Source organism: Kitasatospora sp. NPDC093558 (assembly GCF_040683475.1).
Lineage (GTDB): Bacteria > Actinomycetota > Actinomycetes > Streptomycetales > Streptomycetaceae > Kitasatospora.
The window spans coordinates 1-18758 of the sequence record NZ_JBFBDY010000096.1; the positions used below are offsets into that span (position 1 = coordinate 1).

At 72.3% G+C, this 18758-nt stretch carries 16 protein-coding genes; 8 read left to right on the top strand and 8 right to left on the bottom strand.

Going from position 1 to position 18758, the window contains the following annotated elements; genetic code table 11:
- Positions 1-134: 134 nt before the first annotated feature.
- From AB0O00_RS12885 to AB0O00_RS12915, 7 genes are all read right to left on the bottom strand, one after another.
- Positions 135-1337: an acyl-CoA dehydrogenase family protein gene (locus AB0O00_RS12885; RefSeq protein WP_363651049.1), complete on the bottom strand. Its 1203-nt coding sequence runs from the start codon at positions 1335-1337 to the stop codon at positions 135-137.
- 165 nt (positions 1338-1502) lie between these two features.
- Positions 1503-2006, bottom strand: a complete 504-nt coding sequence (locus tag AB0O00_RS12890; protein ID WP_045704019.1) for a MaoC family dehydratase — start codon at positions 2004-2006, stop codon at positions 1503-1505.
- Positions 2007-2017: 11 nt separating this feature from the next.
- Positions 2018-2998: a CoA ester lyase gene (locus AB0O00_RS12895; RefSeq protein WP_363651051.1), complete on the bottom strand. Its 981-nt coding sequence runs from the start codon at positions 2996-2998 to the stop codon at positions 2018-2020.
- A gap of 43 nt (positions 2999-3041) precedes the next feature.
- Entirely contained in the window at positions 3042-5072 is a 2031-nt protein-coding gene (locus AB0O00_RS12900; protein WP_363651053.1) for a protein meaA, read from the bottom strand.
- On the bottom strand, positions 5072-6442 hold the full coding sequence (gene ccrA / locus AB0O00_RS12905; protein ID WP_363651055.1) for a crotonyl-CoA carboxylase/reductase: 1371 nt from the start codon (positions 6440-6442) through the stop codon (positions 5072-5074). Before ccrA ends, AB0O00_RS12900 begins: the two co-directional genes overlap by 1 nt.
- 361 nt (positions 6443-6803) lie before the next feature.
- A complete protein-coding gene (locus AB0O00_RS12910) occupies positions 6804-7724 on the bottom strand; it encodes a TetR family transcriptional regulator (RefSeq protein WP_363651057.1) in 921 nt (306 codons plus the stop codon).
- A 200-nt stretch (positions 7725-7924) separates the two neighbouring features.
- Positions 7925-9700: a 3-hydroxybutyryl-CoA dehydrogenase gene (locus AB0O00_RS12915; RefSeq protein WP_363651059.1), complete on the bottom strand. Its 1776-nt coding sequence runs from the start codon at positions 9698-9700 to the stop codon at positions 7925-7927.
- A 473-nt stretch (positions 9701-10173) separates the two neighbouring features.
- Here AB0O00_RS12915 and AB0O00_RS12920 point away from each other — a divergent pair, with 473 nt between their 5' ends.
- The 4 genes from AB0O00_RS12920 to AB0O00_RS12935 all read left to right on the top strand — a co-directional run bounded on the left by AB0O00_RS12920 (position 10174) and on the right by AB0O00_RS12935 (position 14990).
- The gene (locus tag AB0O00_RS12920) at positions 10174-11598 is read left to right on the top strand and encodes a glutamine synthetase family protein (RefSeq protein WP_363651061.1); all 1425 of its coding nucleotides are present in this window, start codon (positions 10174-10176) and stop codon (positions 11596-11598) included.
- Positions 11599-11601: 3 nt separating this feature from the next.
- Positions 11602-12720: an amidohydrolase family protein gene (locus tag AB0O00_RS12925; protein ID WP_363651063.1), complete on the top strand. Its 1119-nt coding sequence runs from the start codon at positions 11602-11604 to the stop codon at positions 12718-12720.
- Between the two features lie 220 nt (positions 12721-12940).
- Positions 12941-14434: a S8 family serine peptidase gene (locus AB0O00_RS12930; RefSeq protein ID WP_363651065.1), complete on the top strand. Its 1494-nt coding sequence runs from the start codon at positions 12941-12943 to the stop codon at positions 14432-14434.
- A gap of 178 nt (positions 14435-14612) precedes the next feature.
- Entirely contained in the window at positions 14613-14990 is a 378-nt protein-coding gene (locus AB0O00_RS12935; protein WP_363651067.1) for a hypothetical protein, read from the top strand.
- Here AB0O00_RS12935 and AB0O00_RS12940 read toward each other — a convergent pair.
- A complete protein-coding gene (locus tag AB0O00_RS12940; RefSeq protein WP_363651076.1) occupies positions 14987-15883 on the bottom strand; it encodes a HipA family kinase in 897 nt (298 codons plus the stop codon). The genes AB0O00_RS12935 and AB0O00_RS12940 overlap by 4 nt on opposite strands.
- A 113-nt stretch (positions 15884-15996) precedes the next feature.
- On the opposite strand from AB0O00_RS12940, the gene AB0O00_RS12945 reads away from it, so the two are divergent.
- The 4 genes from AB0O00_RS12945 (at position 15997) to AB0O00_RS12960 (ending at position 18715) form a co-directional block, all read left to right on the top strand.
- Positions 15997-16437 carry an SRPBCC family protein gene (locus AB0O00_RS12945; RefSeq protein ID WP_363651068.1) on the top strand — a complete coding sequence of 147 codons (441 nt, stop codon included), beginning with the start codon at positions 15997-15999 and terminating at the stop codon, positions 16435-16437.
- Positions 16438-16588: 151 nt separating this feature from the next.
- Positions 16589-17743, top strand: coding sequence for a glycosyltransferase (locus AB0O00_RS12950; protein ID WP_363651070.1), 1155 nt, complete (start codon positions 16589-16591; stop codon positions 17741-17743).
- Between the two features lie 18 nt (positions 17744-17761).
- On the top strand, positions 17762-17905 hold the full coding sequence (locus AB0O00_RS12955) for a hypothetical protein (RefSeq protein WP_363651072.1): 144 nt from the start codon (positions 17762-17764) through the stop codon (positions 17903-17905).
- Positions 17906-18076: 171 nt separating this feature from the next.
- The gene (locus tag AB0O00_RS12960; RefSeq protein ID WP_363651074.1) at positions 18077-18715 is read left to right on the top strand and encodes a hypothetical protein; all 639 of its coding nucleotides are present in this window, start codon (positions 18077-18079) and stop codon (positions 18713-18715) included.
- The last annotated feature ends 43 nt before the right edge of the window (positions 18716-18758 follow it).

Below are 18758 nucleotides of genomic sequence, written 5' to 3' on the forward strand. Positions count from 1 at the left end.
GCTTCCGGGGCCGTGCCGGGCCCCTGGCGGACCAGGCCGGGGCCGTCGTGGCACGGCGGGATGCCGGGACGGGCCCGCACGCCCGTCGACCGGCGGTTCCTGGGGCCACCCGTTGAGGCGGGGTGACCCGTCGTTCACTCGGCGATCCGGTACTCCTCCAGGAGCCGGCGTCCGACGATCATCTTCTGGATCTCCGCAGTTCCTTCACCGATGAGCAGCATCGGGGCCTCGCGGTAGAGGCGCTCGATCTCGTACTCCTTGGAGAAGCCGTAGCCGCCGTGGATGCGGAAGGCGTCCTCCACGACCTCCTTGCAGTACTCGGAGGCGAGGTACTTGGCCATGCCGGCTTCGAGGTCGTTGCGCTCGCCGCTGTCCTTCTTGCGGGCGGCCATGACCATCATCTGGTGGGCGGCCTCGACCTTGGTGGCCATCTCGGCGAGCTTGAACTGGATCGCCTGGTGCTCGGCGATCTTCTTGCCGAAGGTGGTGCGCTGCTGGGCGTAGGAGATGCCGAGCTCGAAGGCGCGGCGGGCGACGCCGCAGCCGCGGGCGGCGACGTTGACGCGGCCGACCTCGACGCCGTCCATCATCTGGTAGAAGCCGCGGCCGGGGACGCCGCCGAGGATCCGGTCGGCCGGGATCCGGACGTCCTGGAGGACCAGCTCGGTCGTGTCGACGCCCTTGTAGCCCATCTTCTCGATCTTCCCGGGCACGGTGAGACCGGGGACGGTCGGGTTCGGGCCGAATCCGGCCGTCTTCTCGATCAGGAAGGTGGTCATGTTCTTGTACGGGGTGTTGCCGCCCTCGTCGGTCTTGCACAGGACCGCGACGAGGGTGGAGGTGCCGCCGTTGGTGAGCCACATCTTCTGGCCGTTGAGGACGTAGAAGTCGCCGTCCTTGACGCCCTTGGTGGAAATGGCCGAGACGTCGGAGCCGAGGCCGGGCTCGGACATCGAGAAGGCGCCGCGGATCTCGCCGGCCGCCATCTTCGGCAGGAAGTAGTCCTTCTGCTCCTGCGTGCCGTGGGCGTTGATCATGTGCGCCACGATGAAGTGCGTGTTGACGATGCCGGAGACGGACATCCAGCCGCGGGCGATCTCCTCCACCACGAGGGCGTAGGTGAGCAGCGACTCGCCGAGGCCGCCGTACTCCTCGGGGATGGTGAGGCCGAAGAGGCCGAGCTGCTTCATCCCCTCGACGATGGCGGTCGGGTACTCGTCCTTGTGCTCCAGCTCGGTCGCGACCGGAATGATCTCCTTGTCGACGAAATCCCGCACGGTGGCGAGGATGTCCCGCTGGATCTCGGTGAGGCCGTCGGTCTGTGCGAGGCGTCCCATCGTGCGGCTCCGATTTGTCGTGAAAAGTCTGGTCGTGAAAAGGCGGGGGGGGGGGATTGCCGGGGGCCCTGCCGGCGTGGCTGCGGCAGCAGGGCCCCCGTTCCGGGTGGGGGTCGGCCGATGACGGCGGCCTGCCCCTCCGGGGCATTGGGAGGGAAAGCGGGTTCAGGAAAGAGGGGTGGGACGGCCGGGCTGCTCGCCGCCGCGCTCCTTGATGTACGTCTCGGTCGGCACCATCACCTTGCGGCGGAAGATGCAGACGACCGTGCCGTCCTGCTTGTACCCCTTGGTCTCGACGTAGACGATGCCCCGGTCGTCCTTGGACTTCGAGGGCCACTTGTCGAGGACGGTGGTCTCGCCGTAGATCGTGTCGCCGTGGAAGGTCGGCGCGACGTGCCGCAGCGACTCGATCTCCAGGTTGGCGATCGCCTTGCCGGAGACGTCCGGGACGGACATGCCGAGCAGCAGCGAGTAGATGTAGTTGCCCACGACGACGTTCTTCCCGAAGTCGGTCGTCTTCTCCGCGTAGTTGGTGTCCATGTGGAGCGGGTGGTGGTTCATGGTGAGCAGACAGAACAGGTGGTCGTCGTACTCGGTGACGGTCTTCCCGGGCCAGTGCTTGTAGACCGCGCCGACCTCGAACTCCTCGTAGGTGCGTCCGAACTGCATGGCTCAGGCCCTCAGCTTTCCGTCTTCTTGTCAGATCCGGGCTGTTCGAACTTGGTGGTGCGCTCCATGCCGGCGGCCCGGCCCTTGCCGGCGATGACCAGGGCCATCTTGCGGCTGGCCTCGTCGATCATCTCGTCGCCGAGCATCGCCGAGCCCTTGGCGCCGCCCGCCGCGGAGGTGCAGTAGTCGTAGGCGTCGAGGATCAGCTCGGCGTGGTCGTAGTCCTCCTGCGAGGGCGAGTAGATCTCGTTCGCGGCGGCGACCTGGTCGGGGTGCAGCACCCACTTGCCGTCGAAGCCGAGGGCGGCGGAGCGGCCGGCGACCTCGCGGTAGCCCTGCTGGTTGCGGATCTGCAGGTACGGGCCGTCGATCGCCTGGAGGTCGTTGGCGCGGGCGGCCATCAGGATGCGCATCAGGATGTAGTGGTAGGCGTCGGCGTTGTAGCCGGGCGGCTGCTCGCCGACCACCAGGGACTTCATGTTGATCGAGGCCATGAAGTCGGCGGGGCCGAAGATGATGGTCTCCAGCCGGGGCGAGGCCTCGGCGATGGCGTCGACGTTGATCAGGCCCTTGGCGTTCTCGATCTGCGCCTCGATGCCGATCTTCCCGACCTCGAAGCCCATGGTCTTCTCGATCTGGGTGAGGAGGAGGTCGAGTGCCTTGACCTGCTCGGCGTCCTGGACCTTCGGCAGCATGATGCAGTCGAGGTTGGGGCCGGCGCCCTCGACGACGGTGATCACGTCGCGGTAGGTCCAGTGGGTGGTCCAGTCGTTGACGCGGACGACGCGGGTCTTGCCGCCCCAGTCGCCGTTGTTGAGGGCGTCGACGATGTTGTGGCGGGCGCTCTCCTTGACGAGGGGGGCGCAGGCGTCCTCCAGGTCGAGGAAGACCTGGTCGGCCGGGAGGCTCTGGGCCTTCTCCAGGAAGCGCGGGTTGCTGCCCGGTACGGCGAGGCAGGAGCGGCGCGGGCGCAGGCGGTTGACGTTGCTCATGAGGGTGGTTCTGTTCCTTCCCAGTGGTCAGCTGGTCAGCTGGTCAGTTCGTGGCCGGGGTCGGTGCGGGCGTCCACGGCTGGAGCTTGTTGGCCAGCCGGATCTCGTCCACGATCCGGCCGATGATGGTCGTGATGCCGAAGTCCTTCGGGGTGAACACGGCGGCGACGCCGGCGGCCTTGAGGGCCTCGCCGTCCGCTGCCGGGATGATGCCACCCACGATCACCGGGACATCCTCCACCCCGGCCCGCCGCAGGCGGTGCAGGACGTCGGGCACGAGCTCGGAGTGCGCGCCGGAGAGGATGGACAGGCCCACGCAGTGGACGTCCTCCGCGACGGCCGCGGAGACGATCTGCTCCGGGGTGAGCCGGATGCCCTGGTAGACCACCTCGAACCCGGCGTCGCGGGCCCGGACGGCGATCTGCTCGGCGCCGTTGGAGTGCCCGTCCAGGCCGGGCTTGCCGACCAGCAGGCGCAGCTTGCCGGCGCCCAGCTCCTCGGCGGTGGCGGCCACGGCGGCGCGCACGGCGGCCAGTTCGCCGCCGGGCTCGGCCGCGACCGCGACCGGGGCGCCGCCGACGCCGGTGGGGGCGCGGTACTCGCCGAAGACCTCGCGCAGGGCGAAGGACCACTCGCCGGTCGTGACGCCGGCCCGGGCGCAGGCGAGCGTGGCCGGCATCAGGTTGGCCTCGGTGGCGGCGACGGCCTTGAGCTGCGCCAGCGCCTCCTGGGCGGCGGCCTCGTCGCGCTGTCCGCGCCAGGCCTCCAGGGCGGCGAGGACGGACTGCTCGGAGGCCGGGTCGACGACCATGATCGCGGTGTCGAGGTCGGCCGTGAGCGGGCTCTCCTCGGTGGTGTCGAAGCAGTTGACGCCGACGATCTTGTCCTCGCCGGACTCGATCCGCGCCCGGCGGGCGGCGTGCGAGGCGACCAGGTTGGACTTCAGGTAGCCGGACTCGACGGCCGGGATCACCCCGCCCATCTCCAGCACCTTGGCGATCTCCGCCTCGGCACCGGCGAGCAGGTCGGCGGTCTTGGCCTCGATGACCTCGGAGCCGTTGAAGATGTCGCCGTACTCCAGCAGGTCGGACTCGTAGGCGAGCACCTGCTGGATCCGCAGCGACCACTGCTGGTCCCACGGCCGGGGCAGGCCCAACGCCTCGTTCCAGGCCGGGAGTTGGACGGCACGTGCGCGGGCGTCCTTGGAGAGCGTGACGGCCAGCATCTCCAGGACGATCCGCTGGACGTTGTTCTCCGGCTGCGCCTCGGTCAGGCCCAGCGAGTTGACCTGCACGCCGTAGCGGAACCGGCGCTGCTTCGGGTCCTCGACGCCGTAGCGCTCGCGCGTGACCTTCTCCCACAGCCGGGCGAAGGCGCGCATCTTGCACATCTCCTCGACGAAGCGCACGCCGGCGTTGACGAAGAAGGAGATCCGCGCGACGACGTCGCCCATGCGCTCGGCCGGCACCTGCCCGGAGTCGCGCACGGCGTCGAGCACCGAGATGGCGGTGCACATCGCGTAGGCGATCTCCTGGACGGGCGTGGCCCCGGCCTCCTGCAGGTGGTAGCTGCAGATGTTGATCGGGTTCCACTTGGGGATGTTGCCGACCGTGTAGGCGATCATGTCGGTGATCAGGCGCACCGACGGGCCGGGCGGGAAGACGTGCGTCCCGCGCGACAGGTACTCCTTGACGATGTCGTTCTGGGTGGTGCCGGTGAGCTTGGCGATGTCGGCGCCCTGCTCCTCGGCGACCACCTGGTAGAGCGCCAGCAGCCACATCGCGGTGGCGTTGATCGTCATGGAGGTGTTGGTCTGTTCGAGCGGGATGCCGTCGAACAGGGTGCGCATGTCGCCGACGTGGCCCACTGGCACACCGACCCGGCCGACCTCGCCGCGGGCGAGGATGTGGTCGGAGTCGTAGCCGGTCTGGGTCGGCAGGTCGAAGGCGACGGAGAGGCCGGTCTGGCCCTTCGCGAGGTTCCGCCGGTAGAGCGCGTTGGAGTCGCTCGCGGTGGAGTGCCCGGCGTAGGTGCGCATCAGCCAGGGGCGGTCGCGCTTCTGAGGCTCCGTCATCACACGTTCCTGCTGCGCTTGATGTTCCGCTCGTCGAGCTCGCGGAAGAGGTTGATGGCGTCGAGGTGCTGCGCGCGGAACTCCGCGTCGCGCACGCCCAGGCCCTCCTCGGGGGCCAGGCACAGCACTCCGACCTTGCCCTGGTGCTTGTTGTGGTGCACGTCGAGGGCGGCCTGGGCGGTCTCCTCCAGGGAGTAGACCTTGGACAGGGTCGGGTGGATCTTGCCCTTGGCGATCAGGCGGTTGGCCTCGTACGCCTCGCGGTAGTTGGCGAAGTGCGAGCCGACGATCCGCTTGAGCGACATCCACAGGTACCGGTTGTCGTACTGGTGCATGTAGCCGGAGGTGGAGGCGCAGGTGACGATGGTGCCGCCCTTGCGGGTGACGTACACCGAGGCGCCGAAGGTCTCGCGGCCCGGGTGCTCGAAGACGATGTCGACGTCCTCGCCGCCGGTGAACTCGCGGATCTTGGCGCCGAGGCGCTTCCACTCGCGCGGGTCCTGGTTGTTCTCGTCCTTCCAGAACTTGTAGCCCTCGGCGGAGCGGTCGATGATCGCCTCGGCGCCCATGGCGCGGCAGATCTCGGCCTTCTGCGGGCTGGAGACCACGCAGATCGGGGTGGCGCCGCCGGCCAGCGCGTACTGGGTGGCGTACGAGCCGAGGCCGCCGCTGGCGCCCCAGATCAGCACGTTGTCGCCCTGCTTCATGCCGGCGCCGTTGCGGGACACCAGCTGGCGGTAGGCGGTGGAGTTGACCAGGCCGGGGGAGGCGGCCTCCTCCCAGGTGAGGTGCTTGGGCTTGGGCAGCAGCTGGTTGGTCTTCACCAGGGCCAGCTGGGCCAGGCCGCCGAAGTTGGTCTCGAAGCCCCAGATGCGCTGCTCCGGGTCCATCATCGTGTCGTTGTGGCCGTCCGCGGACTCCAGCTCGACCGAGAGGCAGTGGGCGACGACCTCGTCGCCGGGCTTCCAGGCGTTGACGCCGGCGCCGGTGCGCAGGACGACACCGGCCAGGTCGGAGCCGACCACGTGGTACGGCAGGTCGTGGCGCTTGGTGAGCGGCGACAGGCGGCCGTAGCGCTCCAGGAAGCCGAAGGTGGAGACCGGCTCGAAGATCGAGCTCCACACGGTGTTGTAGTTCACCGCGCTCGCCATGACGGCGACGATGGCCTCGCCCGGGCCCAGTTCGGGCAGGGCGACGTCGTCGAGGTGGAGGGACTTGCGGGGGTCCTTGTCGCGGCTGTCGAGGCCGGCGAACATCTGCTCCTCGTCCTTGTGGAGCGTCACCGCTCGGTAGGACTCGGGGAGCTGGATCGCCGCGAAGTCCTCCGCCGTGGCGTCGTTGCTGAGGATCGCGTCGAGGATTTGCTGCATGGCTCTGCCTCCGGAGGCGGACCTGTGAGAGGGCGCACAGGGCGTCTGGGGAAGGCCGGGAGCGGACACCGGCTTCGCTGAGGTGGGTGGTGGGCGGGTCGATCAGGCTGGGCACTGCTCCCGGGGTGTGGGAACGCCGGACGACGGCGCGCCGAGGTGGGGAGCCGCGGCGCCGCGACTGGTGAGTAACAACGTAGTGGCACCCTGTGCCAGCCGTAAAGACACCGGGTGTCAGGAATTTGGCCGACTTCCCGGCGCTGTCATGGACACCCGAACGGGGACGAAAAGGGCCCGCCGCCGATTCCTCGGCGCGGGCCCTTCTTGACCTTCGATTCCTCTGTGACCTGCGGAAACGTTCCCGTCAGGCGTGGCCCGAGCCGCTCAGCGCGGCCCGGATGCTGTCCACCACGACCTCCAGCGGGGCGTCCGTCCGGGCCACTGTGATGAGTACCTCACCTCCGGGGCTGGCACTCAGTGCGCTCTCGGCGAGCACCTCCCCGGGTGCCCCACTGGCACCGGGTGCCACCAGGGACCCGCGGCGCCTGGCACCCGGCGCGCTGGACGCCCAGAAGGTCCGCCGGATCACCTCGAAGGAGTGGTCCAGCTGCGCCTCCACGTCGCCCCGGCCGCCGGCCCGCAGCCAGCGCCGCAGCACGTGGTTGTGCGCCGCGACCACGGCCGCCGCCGACACCTCGGCCAGCATCGAGTCGTCCTCGCCGCCGCGCTGCCAGCCCGACGGGATGTCCTCGCCGGTGTCGAAGCGGCCCAGCAGGTACCGCGTGAACAGCCGCTCGTACCGGGCCACCACGGCGATCTCCCGCTCGCGCAGCGCCGGCACCTGGCGGATCAGCTGGTACCGCGCGACCGACACCCCCGGGGTGGAGGCGTACATCCGCAGCACCTCCTTGATCCCCCGGCAGACCACGTCCAGCGGGTGCTCCTCGGGCTCCGCGCTGGCCAGCAGGTCCGCCACCCGGACGAGCGTGTCGTCGTGGTCCGGGAAGATCGCCTCCTCCTTCGACCGGAAGTACCGGAAGAAGGTGCGCCGGGCCACCCCGGCCGCCGCCGCGATCTGGTCGACGGTGGTCTCCTCGTAGCCCTGCGAGGCGAACAGGTCCATCGCGGCCGTGGCCAGGTCCTGGCGCATCTGCAGGCGCTGCGCCGCGGCCCGGCGGCTGCCCGGCCCGGCGTCCGGGCCGGTGCCCCCGGCCGGCGTGGCCGGCCGGTCGGCGGCGCGCGGTGCGGCGGACTGCTGAGGGGTGGCTGACTGAACCCGATCCATGTCCGGAACGCTACACGGCCCCGGTTGCGCCCCGGCGGCCCTTCCCCGGCGGACCGGCGCGACCGGGCCGGTCACGGCCGGCCGGGGCCAGCGGGCGGACACCGTCCCGGGGTTCCAGGCCGAGCGCAACTGCCCGGCCGCGCCCCCGTTCCCGGCCGGCGCCGCCCCGCGGGGAGCGGCGCCGCCGGGCTGCGCCGTGGTCACCGGCGCGCGTGGTCGCGGAACCCGCGGCCGGTCTTGCGGCCCAGGCAGCCCGCCGCCACCAGGTGCTCCAGCAGCGGCGCGGCGGCCAGGCCCGGCTCGCGGAACTCCTGGTGCAGCACCTGCTCGATGGTCAGCGAGACGTCCAGGCCGACCACGTCCAGCAGCTCGAACGGGCCCATCGGGTAGCCGCAGCCGAGCTTCATCGCGGTGTCGATGTCGTCCACCGTCGCGTAGTGCTCCTGGAGCATCCGCACCGCGTCGTTCAGGTACGGGAAGAGCAGCGCGTTGACGATGAAACCGGCCCGGTCCCCGCACTCCACCGGGTGCTTGCGCACCTTCGCGCACAGCTCCAGGACGGTCGCGGTGACGTCCGGCGCGGTCAGCACGGTGGAGACCACCTCGACCAGCCTCATCGCCGGCGCCGGGTTGAAGAAGTGCATGCCGACGACGTCCTGCGGCCGCGAGGTGGCCGTCGCGCAGCTGATCACCGGCAGCGAGGAGGTGGTGGTGGCGAGCACCGCGCCCGGCTTGACGATCTTGTCCAGGGTCGCGAACAGCTCCCGCTTGACCGCGAGGTCCTCGGCCACCGCCTCGACCACCAGGTCGACCTCGGCCAGCTCCGCGTACTGCCCGACCGGCGTCACCAGGGCCAGCGCCGCGTCCCGCTGCTCGGCGCTCATCCGGCCCTTGGCGACCGAACGCTCCAGCGACTTCGCCAGCTGCGCCTTGGCCCGGTCCGCCTTCTCCTGGCTGCGCGCGGCCAGCAGGACGGCGTACCCGGACTTGGCGAACACCTCGGCGATGCCGGTCGCCATCGTGCCCGAGCCGCACACGCCGACCGTGCGCACCTCGCGGCCCGCCACCTTCGGCTGCGCCGGCCCGGTGGCCGCGTCGACGGCCTTGGAGGAGCCCGGCGCCTCGTAGGTGTAGAAGCCCCGGCCGGACTTGCGGCCCAGCAGCCCGGCCGACACCAGCTGGCCGAGGATCGGGGCGGGCGCGTGCAGGCGGTCCCTGGACTGCTCGTACATCGCCTCCAGGACGGTCCGCGCGGTGTCCACGCCGATCAGGTCCAGCAGCGCCAGCGGGCCCATCGGCAGGCCGCAGCCGAGCCGCATCGCGGCGTCGATGTCCTCGCGCGAGGCGTACTTGGACTCGTACATCGCGGCGGCCTGGTTCAGGTACGCGAACAGCAGGCCGTTCACCACGAAGCCGGCCCGGTCGCCGGCCGCGACCGGCTCCTTGCCGAGGTCCCGGGCGAACGCGGCGGCGTCCTCGGCGACCTGCGGGGCGGTCAGCACCGTGCGGACCACCTCGACCAGCTTCATCGTGTGGACGGGGTTGAAGAAGTGCAGGCCGAGCACCCGGTCCGGGCGGGCGGTCGCGGCGGCGATCCGGGTCACCGACAGGGCGGTGGTGCCGGTGGCGAGCACCGTCTCCGGCGGGCAGATCCGGTCCAGCTCGGCGAAGATCTCGCGCTTGAGCTCCAGTTGTTCGGGCACCTCCTCGATCACGAGGTCGGCGCCCGCGGCGGCGGAGAGTTCGTGGCCGACGGAGATCTGCGCGAGCAGGGCCGCGCGCTCCTCGGCGGTGATCCGAGCCCGCTCGACGGCGTGCGCGGTGGCCTCCTCGATCCGGGCCAGCGCCCGGGCGGCCGAGTCCTCGGTGGCCTCGATGCCGATCACCCGGCGGCCGCTCTTGGCGACCGCCACCGCGACACCGGCACCCATCGTGCCGAGGCCGACCACGGCGACCGTGGGGAAGGGACGCTGCATGGTCCTGACTCCTAGTCATGAAGGGCCCGCGCGCGCTCCGGCGGGCGTGCCGCGGTGCCGTGCGTGGGCAGGGAGCGGCAGCCGCCGGAGGAGGGTCCGCGCGCGGGGGCTGGAGGGATGACGGGTGGGGCCCACCCGGGCAGTGGCCGGTCCGCTCCGGCCGAACTGCGGGTGTGCCGTGGTGCTCAGGGTGCTCGGAGGTGAACGGAGCGACGCTGACACGAGGAGAGAGATCCGGCCCGCCGCGGTTTCGCGGCACCGGCCGGTGAAGGACGCACGGCACCCGTCGGTGCGGCTCCCGAAGCCCGACGGTGGTGCGTGCGGCCACTGTAGCGAAGCTACTGCCGAGTAGGAAGAGGGTGGACGGCGGCAACCGCACCCCACCCCGAACGGGTGAACGGGAGGACGCGCGTCCGTTCCAACCACTCGATCGAGGAGTTACACGGGCGCACCGCGCGGGGCAGCATGAAGACATGACTGCTGACACCATCGCCGTCGACGGCGGCGTCGGCATCGACGCCCACGCCGCCGTCGAACTGCCCCCGCGCGCCGAGCGCGCCCAGCGGGCCGAGGCCGCCGCCGACCGGCTGCGCACGGCCGCGGTCGAGGCGGTCGCCGTCACCTGGGTCGACAACGCGGGCATCACCCGGGTCAAGGCCGTCCCGCTGGGCGCCCTGGTGCACGCCGCCCAGTGGGGCGTCGGCGCCGCCCCCTGCTTCGACGTGTTCCTCGCCGACGACGTGATCACGACCAGCCCGATCATCGGCGGCCCCACCGGGGACCTGCGCCTGTACCCCGACCTCGACCGGGCCGTCCCGCTCGCCGGCCAGCCCGGCTGGGCCTGGGCCCCGGGGGACCGGCACACCCAGGCCGGCACCCCGCACCCCGGCTGCCAGCGGCTCTTCGCCCGCCGGATGGAGGCCACGGCCGCCGCGCGCGGGCTGAGCGTCAAGGCCGGCATCGAGGTCGAGTGGGTGGCCGCCCTCGCCGGCGCGCCCGACGACGAGCCGCAGTACCCCACCCACGGCCCCGCGTACGGGATGCACCGCCTCACCGACCTCTCCGACTACCTCCGGGACGTCCTGCGCGCCCTCGGCGCCCAGGGGCTCGACGTCCTGCAGATCCACCCCGAGTACGCGCCCGGCCAGTTCGAGGTCTCCGTCGCCCCCGAGGGCCCGGTCGCCGCCGCCGACACCGCCGTCCTCGTCCGGCACACCATCCGCGCCGTCTCCGCCCGGCACGGCCTGCGGGTCTCCTTCGCGCCCGTGGTCGAGCCCGGCACGGTCGGCAACGGCGGCCACCTCCACATGAGCCTCTGGCGCGACGGCCGCAACCTCGGCCGCGGCGGCTCCGGCCCACACGGCCTGACGGCCGAGGCCGAGGGTTTCCTGGCCGGCATCCTTGCCGCGCTGCCCGAACTGCTCGTCCTCGGCTGCTCCAGCCCCGCCGGGTACCTGCGGCTGGTGCCCTCGCACTGGGCCGGCGCCTACCAGTGCTGGGGCCTGGAGAACCGCGAGGCCGCGCTGCGCCTGGTCACCGGCTCGGCCGGGGAGCGCTCCGCCGCGGCCAACGCCGAGGTCAAGTGCTTCGACGCCAGCGCCAACCCCTACCTCGCGGTCGGCTCGGTGCTCGCCGCCGGCCTCGCCGGACTGGACCAACGCCTGGCCCTGCCGCCGGAGTTCACCGGGGATCCGGCCGCCGCCGCGCCCGGCACGGTGCCCCGGCTGCCGACCTCCCCGGCCGAGTCGATCGCCGCCTACGAGCGCTCGGCGGTGCTCCGCGAGGCGCTCGGCGAGCCGCTCTACCAGGCGGTGCTGGCGGTCCGCCGGGCCGAGGCCGAGCAGTACGCCGACACCACCCCCGAGCGCATGGTGGCGGCCACCCGCTGGCGGTACTGACCGGTGGCCCTCCCGGACGTCCCCGCGCTGGTCGACCACCACTGCCACAGCGTGGTGGCGGCCGACCTCGCGGACGACGCCCTGGCCGGGCTGCTCACCGAGTCCGACCGCCCGCCCGCGCCCGGCACCACGCCCTTCGACAGCGCCCTCGGCCTGGCCGTCCGGCGCTGGTGCCCGCCCGCGCTCGGCCTGCCCGCCCACACGCCGGCCGCCGAATACCTCGCCCGCAGGCGGGAGGTGGGCGCCGCCGAGGCCACCGGACGACTGCTGACCGCCGCCGGGCTGGACACCTGCCTGATCGACACCGGGCTCACCACCGCCGCCGGCCGTCCGCTGCTCCCGCTCACCGAGTTCGCCGAGGCCGCCGGGGCCCGGGTGCGCGAGGTGGTCCGCCTGGAGACGGTCGCCGAGGCGGTGTCCGCGCCGGCCGGGGCCTGGCCCCGGGCCGTCCGCGACGCGTTGGCCGGGGCCGCCGCCGGAGCCGTCGCCGTCAAGTCCGTCATCGCCTACCGGCACGGCCTCGCCGTCCCGCCCGAACGGCCCGCCAAGCCCGCGGTGGTGGCCGCGGCGGGCGCCTGGCAGCGCTCCGGGCGCGGCCGGCTGACGGATCCGGTGCTCCTGCACCACCTGCTGTGGACGGCCGTCGACGTGTGCGCCGAGCTCGGCCTGCCGGTCCAGCTCCACACCGGCTTCGGCGATCCCGACCTCACCCTGCACCTGGCCGACCCGGCCCTGCTCACCCCGTTCGTGCGCGCCGCCGAGCCGAGCGGCGTCCCGCTCGTGCTGCTGCACTGTTACCCGTACCACCGGCAGGCCGCTTTCCTCGCGCAGGCCTTCCCCACCGTGTACGCCGACCTCGGGCTGACGGCCTCCTACACCGGCCCCCGGGTGGCGGCGGTGCTCGGCGAGATGCTGGAGCTCGCGCCCTTCGGCAAACTGCTGTTCTCCACCGACGCGTACGGCCTGCCCGAGCTGTACCTGGTCGGTGCCGCCCAGTTCCGCTACGGGCTCGGCGAGTTGCTCGGGCGGTGGCGGGCGGAGGGCGCCTGCTCGGCGGCGGACGCGGGGCGGCTGGCCCGGATGGTCGCCGCGGACAACGCGCGCCGGTTGTACGCCCTTTAGGTGGTAGGCGGTCCAACACCCCGGCGAGCCATCACTTTTTAACACTATGACCGACTGTTTACCCGTTGACCTGCGGACTCCTGGACTCCGCTGTTGGTCTTGATGTGACGATTAGATGACTACCTCTTGCTTTTCTCAGTAAATATTCATTAGCGTCCCGATCACTCCATCGCATCTGCTTCCGCAGCTGCTGCATGACGACTCGGGAGGGCCTACCCCTATGCGTGTTCCTCGGATCAGCCAGACCCGGTACGCGGCGGTGGGCCTCGTGCTCGCCACCGCGGGCGCCCTCGCGCTCCCGGCCGGCACCGCTGTCGCCGCGCCCGCGGCCGGGGCCGACTCGACGACCGGTCCGCTGCTCAGCTACGTGGTCAACACCAAGGCCAACCACGGCCAGGTGCAGAAGGTGGAGAAGGCGGTCACCACCCTGGGCGGCACGGTGGTGTACTCCTACGAGCAGATCGGCGTCGTGATCGCCCGCTCGACCGACACCAAGTTCGCCGAGAAGCTGCGCCAGGCCAAGGGCGTCGAGTCGGTCGGCGCGAGCCGCACCAAGGGCATCACCGCCTCCGACCAGGGCAAGGCCGACGTCGCCGCCGACCCGACCACCCCGCCCGCGCCCGGCCAGGAGCCGCGCGAGGCCAACCAGTGGGACATGCGCCAGATCGGTGCCGACAAGGCGCACCAGATCTCGCTCGGCAGCCGCAACGTCACCGTCGGCGTGCTGGACTCCGGCATCGACGCGCTGCACCCGAACCTCGCGCCCAACGTGGACGCCTCGCAGTCGGTCTCCTGCATCGACGGCGGCAAGCCGAACACCGACTTCAAGGCCTGGCAGCCCACCACCAGCGACCACGGCACCCACGTGGCCGGCACCATCGGCGCCGCCAAGAACGGCACCGGGATCGCCGGCGTCGCGCCGAACGTCAAGCTGGCCGCGGTCAAGGTCGTCGACGACGGCGGGTTCATCTACCCGGAGTACGCGATCTGCGGCTTCGTCTGGGCCGGCGAGCACGGCTTCAAGGTGACCAACAACAGCTACTACGTCGACCCGTGGATGTTCAACTGCCCGAACGACAAGGACCAGGAGGCGGTCACCGCCGCCGTCCGCAAGGCGGTCGCGTTCTCGCAGCGCAAGGGCGTCCTCAACGTGGCCGCGGCCGGTAACGAGAACATCGACCTGGCCCACAAGACCACCGACGTCTCCAGCCCGGACGACACCACCCCCGGCACCCGCCCGGTCACCAACGACTGCCTGTCGCTGCCGACCGAGCTGCCGGGCGTCGTCGCCGTCTCCGCCGTCGGCGTCAAGGGCGAGAAGTCGTACTACTCCAGCTACGGCAAGGGCGTCGTGACCGTCGCCGCGCCGGGTGGCGACCGCCGCTTCCAGATCCCGGACACCCCGGACAAGGACGGCCGGATCCTCTCCACCATCCCCGGCGGCAAGTACGGCTACATGCAGGGCACTTCGATGGCCACCCCGCACACCACCGGCGTGGTCGCGCTGCTCGCCAGCACCTTCCCGTGGGCCAGCCCCGAGGAGCTGACCGAGCTGCTGACCAGCCAGGCCGAGTCGCACGCCTGCCCGACCGGGGACTTCAACCCGGGCGGCGCCGGCCAGTGGAAGGCCACCTGCGAGGGCGAGGAGAACGACAACGGCTTCTACGGCGCGGGCATCATCAGCGCCGAGAAGGCGGTCCAGTGGTGGCGCTGACGCGCCGGCCGTGAAGCACCACCGAGCACCTGAGTACCTGAGCACCTGAGCACCGGGGAGCGGGCCCACTGGGTCCCGCTCCCCGGTCGTTTTTGAGTACCCGTACTCAGGCCCGGCCCGCGGCCCGCTGACCAGGATGGATCCGTACCCAGCGGAACCATCAGGGGAGTTGAGCGGCATGGCGAACACCGACACCGGCTGGAACGTGGTCCCGCGCCAGGCGGCCGGCAGCGGGCGCAGCTGGCCCTGGCTCGTCCTGGGCGTGGCCGAAACCCTCGCCGCGGGCACGATGCTGACGCAGTTCGCGGTCGTCGGCCTGGTGGCCGGCGTGATGGGCCTCGCGGCCGGCTCGCCCGTCGGCGCGGTGGCGGGCCTGGTCGCGATGCTCGCCGCCGGCCCGCTGACGGGCCTGCTGGTGACGGGCCTCGGCACGGCCCTGATTCCCCGGCAGGTCCGCCGGAGGAACGGCTCCGCGGTCTTCACCCTGCTCATGGGCGGCGTGCTGGCCGGCACCGCCGTCGAGTACTTCGGCTGGATCTACCCGGCCGTGCATTAACTCTCGAAGTGGTGCTCCCACACCGTCTCGACGGACGGCTTGCCGTGCAGGTCCGGCACCTCCTGGAGCCAGGCCGGGCGTCCGGCCCTCGTCCGGGCGGCCTGCCGCCGTTCGGCCTCGCGCAGTTGCTCGGGCGTCGCAAAGCCCTCCGGCAGCCACTCGGAGGAGAGCACCACGCGGGCGGCCAGGTGCGTGACGTACGCGTGCCGCACCGCGTCCACCGAGTCGAACCCGGGCTCGTCGGCCAGCCATTCGTCCGGGACGAGCGCCAGTACCTCCTCCAGCAGTCCGACGGTGACCAGCGGCCCGAGCTCCTCGTCGGCCAGCCGGACGTCCGGAGCGCAGCCGCCGAGCGCGTGCGCGCTGAGGTCGTAGCGCTTGCCGACGGCCGCCTCCGCGCTGGACCAGCGGTGGTGGAAGATCAGCGCGGCGCCGTTGTCGATCAGCCAGAGCCGCCCGTGCCAGACCACGAGGTTGGGGTTGTGCACGGTGCGGTCGACGTTGCCGGTGAGGGCGTCCAGCCAGACCACCCGGCCGGCCTCGGCGGAGCCGACGGCGGCCAGGCCCGGCCGGTAGTCGCGGGCGCCGGGCAGCAGGTCCATCCCGAGGTTGAGCCCGGCGCTGGCCTTGAGCATGTCCTGGATCTCGGCGTCCGGTTCGTCCGCGGCGACCGCCGGGTCGAAGTCCACCAGCCGCAGCTCGGGCACGCGCAGTCCGAGCCGCCGGGCGAGTTCGCCGACGATCACCTCGGCGATCAGCGCCTTGCGCCCCTGCGCGGCGCCGGTGAACTTGACGACGTAGGTGCCGAGGTCGTCGGTCTCCACGACGCCGGGCACGGAACCGCCGGCCCGCAGCGGGTCCACGTAGCGCACTGCTGTCACCAGTTCGAGCACATCCGCCACCCTAAGGCCTCCGCACCCGGGCGCGAGCCCCGGAAGGCCCGGCCCGCGGCCCTGTGGTTGGCTTGCCGCTGAGAACGGAACCACCACACGAGGAGTACAAGGTCATGGGACAGGTGCTGGCCACCACCGAGCGGGTCTACGACGCCGCCCCGGAGCGGGTGTACGAGGCGCTGGCCGACTACCAGGTGACCCGCCCGAAGCTGCTGCCCGCGCAGTACAGCGAGTACGAGGTCCGGGCCGGCGGCACCGGGGCCGGCACCCAGGTGCACTGGAAGCTCCAGGCCACCGAGAAGCGCGTGCGGGACTGCCTGTTCACCGTCTCGGCCCCGAAGCCGGACCAGCTGGTGGAGAAGGACGCCAACTCCAGCATGGTGATCACCTGGACCGTCGCGGCGGCGGGCGAGGGCCGGTCGAAGGTCACGGTCTCGGCCACCTGGCAGGGCGCGGGCGGCATCGGCGGTTTCTTCGAGCGCACCTTCGCCCCGAAGGGCCTGAACCGCATCCACGACCAGGTGCTCGCCAACCTGGACGCCGAGGTCCGCTGAACCACCCCTGAGGGCCCGGGAAATCGCCCGGGATTTCGAGGGGCCCGACCACCCGTGCGAGCCACGGGCCGTACGGGTGGTCGGCCCGCCACCTGCGGGTGACGGGGGCCGCCCGGCGCGGGGGAGCCACCCTAGGCTCGCCGCCGTGCATATGACGATCCTTCACATTTCGCAGCCGGTGGACGGCGGCGTGGCCCGCGTCGTCGTCGATCTGGTCCGGGGCCAGCGGGAGGCCGGTCACCGGGTGCTGGTGGCCTGTCCGCGCGGCGGCCGGCTGGCCGAGGAGGCCGCCGCCGTGGGCGCGCTGGTCCAGGACTGGCCCGCCGAGCGCTCGCCCGGGCCGGGGACCGCCGCGGAGGCCTGGCGGCTGCGCCGGATCGTCCGGGCCGCCGCGCCCGACGTGGTCCACCTGCACAGCGCCAAGGCCGGACTGGCCGGCCGGCTGGCCGTCCGGGGTGCGGTGCCGACCGTCTTCCAGCCGCACGCCTGGTCCTTCGCCGCCGTGGACGGCGCGCTGGCCGCCGCCACCCTGCGCTGGGAGCGCTTCGCGGCCCGCTGGGCGCACCGGCTGCTGTGCGTCAGCGTCCAGGAGCGGGCCGACGGCGTCGCCGCGGGCGTGCACGCCGACTGGGCGGTGGTGCCCAACGGCGTGGACGTCCGCCACTACGCGCCCGCCGACCGCCGGGCCGCCCGGATCGCGCTCGGCCTCGACCTGGACGCCCCGCTGGCCGTGTGCGTGGGGCGGCTGTGCCGGCAGAAGGGCCAGGACGTGCTGCTGGCGGCCTGGCCCGGGGTGCTCGGCCGGGTGCCGCAGGCCCGGCTGGCGCTGGTCGGCGGCGGGCCGGAGGAGCAGAGCCTCGCGGACGTGGTGCGGGCGTCGGCCGAGCCGTCCCGGGTGCGGCTGGTGGGGGACGTGCCGGATCCGCGGCCGTGGCTGGCGGCGGCCGACCTGGTGGTGCTGCCCTCGCGCTGGGAGGGGATGGCGCTCGCCCCGCTGGAGGCGATGGCCGCGGGCCGTCCGGTGCTGCTGACCGACGTGCCCGGGGCCCGCGAGTGCCTGCCGCCCGCCGCGCACGAGCAGGCCGTCGTCCCGCCGGAGGACGCGGAGGCGCTGGCCACCCGAATGGCCGAAGCGCTGTCCGATCCGATCGAGTGCGAACGCCGGGGTGCCAGGCTGCGCGACCACGTCGTCGCCCGTCATGACGTCCGCACGGTGGTCGAACAGGTGGACGCCCTGTACCGCCATCTGCTGGGTGCCGGCCCGGCGGCCGGACGCCGCCGCACCCGTGTCCCAGAGCCGATCTGATCGTTTCACATGCCGTGAATGCCCGCCGCGCAGGCGCTTCCGTATTCGCACCCTCAACCGGATAAGGACGAGGCGTCAAATCAGAAATACCTATTAATGGGCGGCTGGAATGAAATGGCAAGTCATCTTCCGGCCCTCAACTACCGGTTCGGTATTGTCTGATTTTGCCTGCTTCGTTTCGATTTTGCGCCGGGAATTCGCGAGAGAACCGAGAGCCGCCGGCGGCAGCAGGTGCTGTCAGGACCGCGCCCACCGGGCCCGGGCGGCCGCCCCGCGCCAACCGGCGCAGGGGCGCCGTCACCCCGGGCACACAGCAGGGGAGTTCGTGCGCTGATGACCATTGACCACGACAGTGTGCCGCGATCCAGTCGGCCCCTGTCCGGCCCGCGGCGGCCCGGCACCGGGCTGCTCGACCGGCCGGCGGGGGTGGCGCAGGCCCGCGCGGTGGCGCCGGGGAGTCGGCACCGCAGGGCGGTCCGCTCCCGGCTCGCCCTGCCGCTCGCGCTGGTCCAGGTCGACGCGATCGCGCTGTGCGCCGCCGCGGGAATCGCCAACCGGTTCCTCGATTCCACGGTCCGGGTCTCCCCACTGCTCGGCGTCGCCGCCGTCCTGCCCCTCCTGCTCGCCCTCAACCTGGCCGGCGGCCTCTACCGCACCCGGCTCACCCTGTCCGTCCTGGACGAACTGCCCGCGCTGGCCGTCCGCGCGGTGGTCGCCACCGCCTTCGCCGTCACCCTCACCGGCTGCCTGGACGGCCGCTGGCCCGACTGCGGCCCGGCCACCCCGGCCCGGCTCACCGCCCTGCTCGGCGTCCAGCTGCCGATCGCCGCCGTGGGCCGCGCCGTCCTCTACCACCTCGTCCGCCGGATCCGCCGCAGCCGCCCCAGCCCCGTCCTGGTGCTCGGCGCCGGCCGCCTCGGTGGCCGTGGGGCAACATGTACGAGTTCTCCTGCGCCTTCGCGCTGGCCATGACGGCCGCGTACCTGGTGCTGCTGGCCGCGAAGAAGAACGTCCG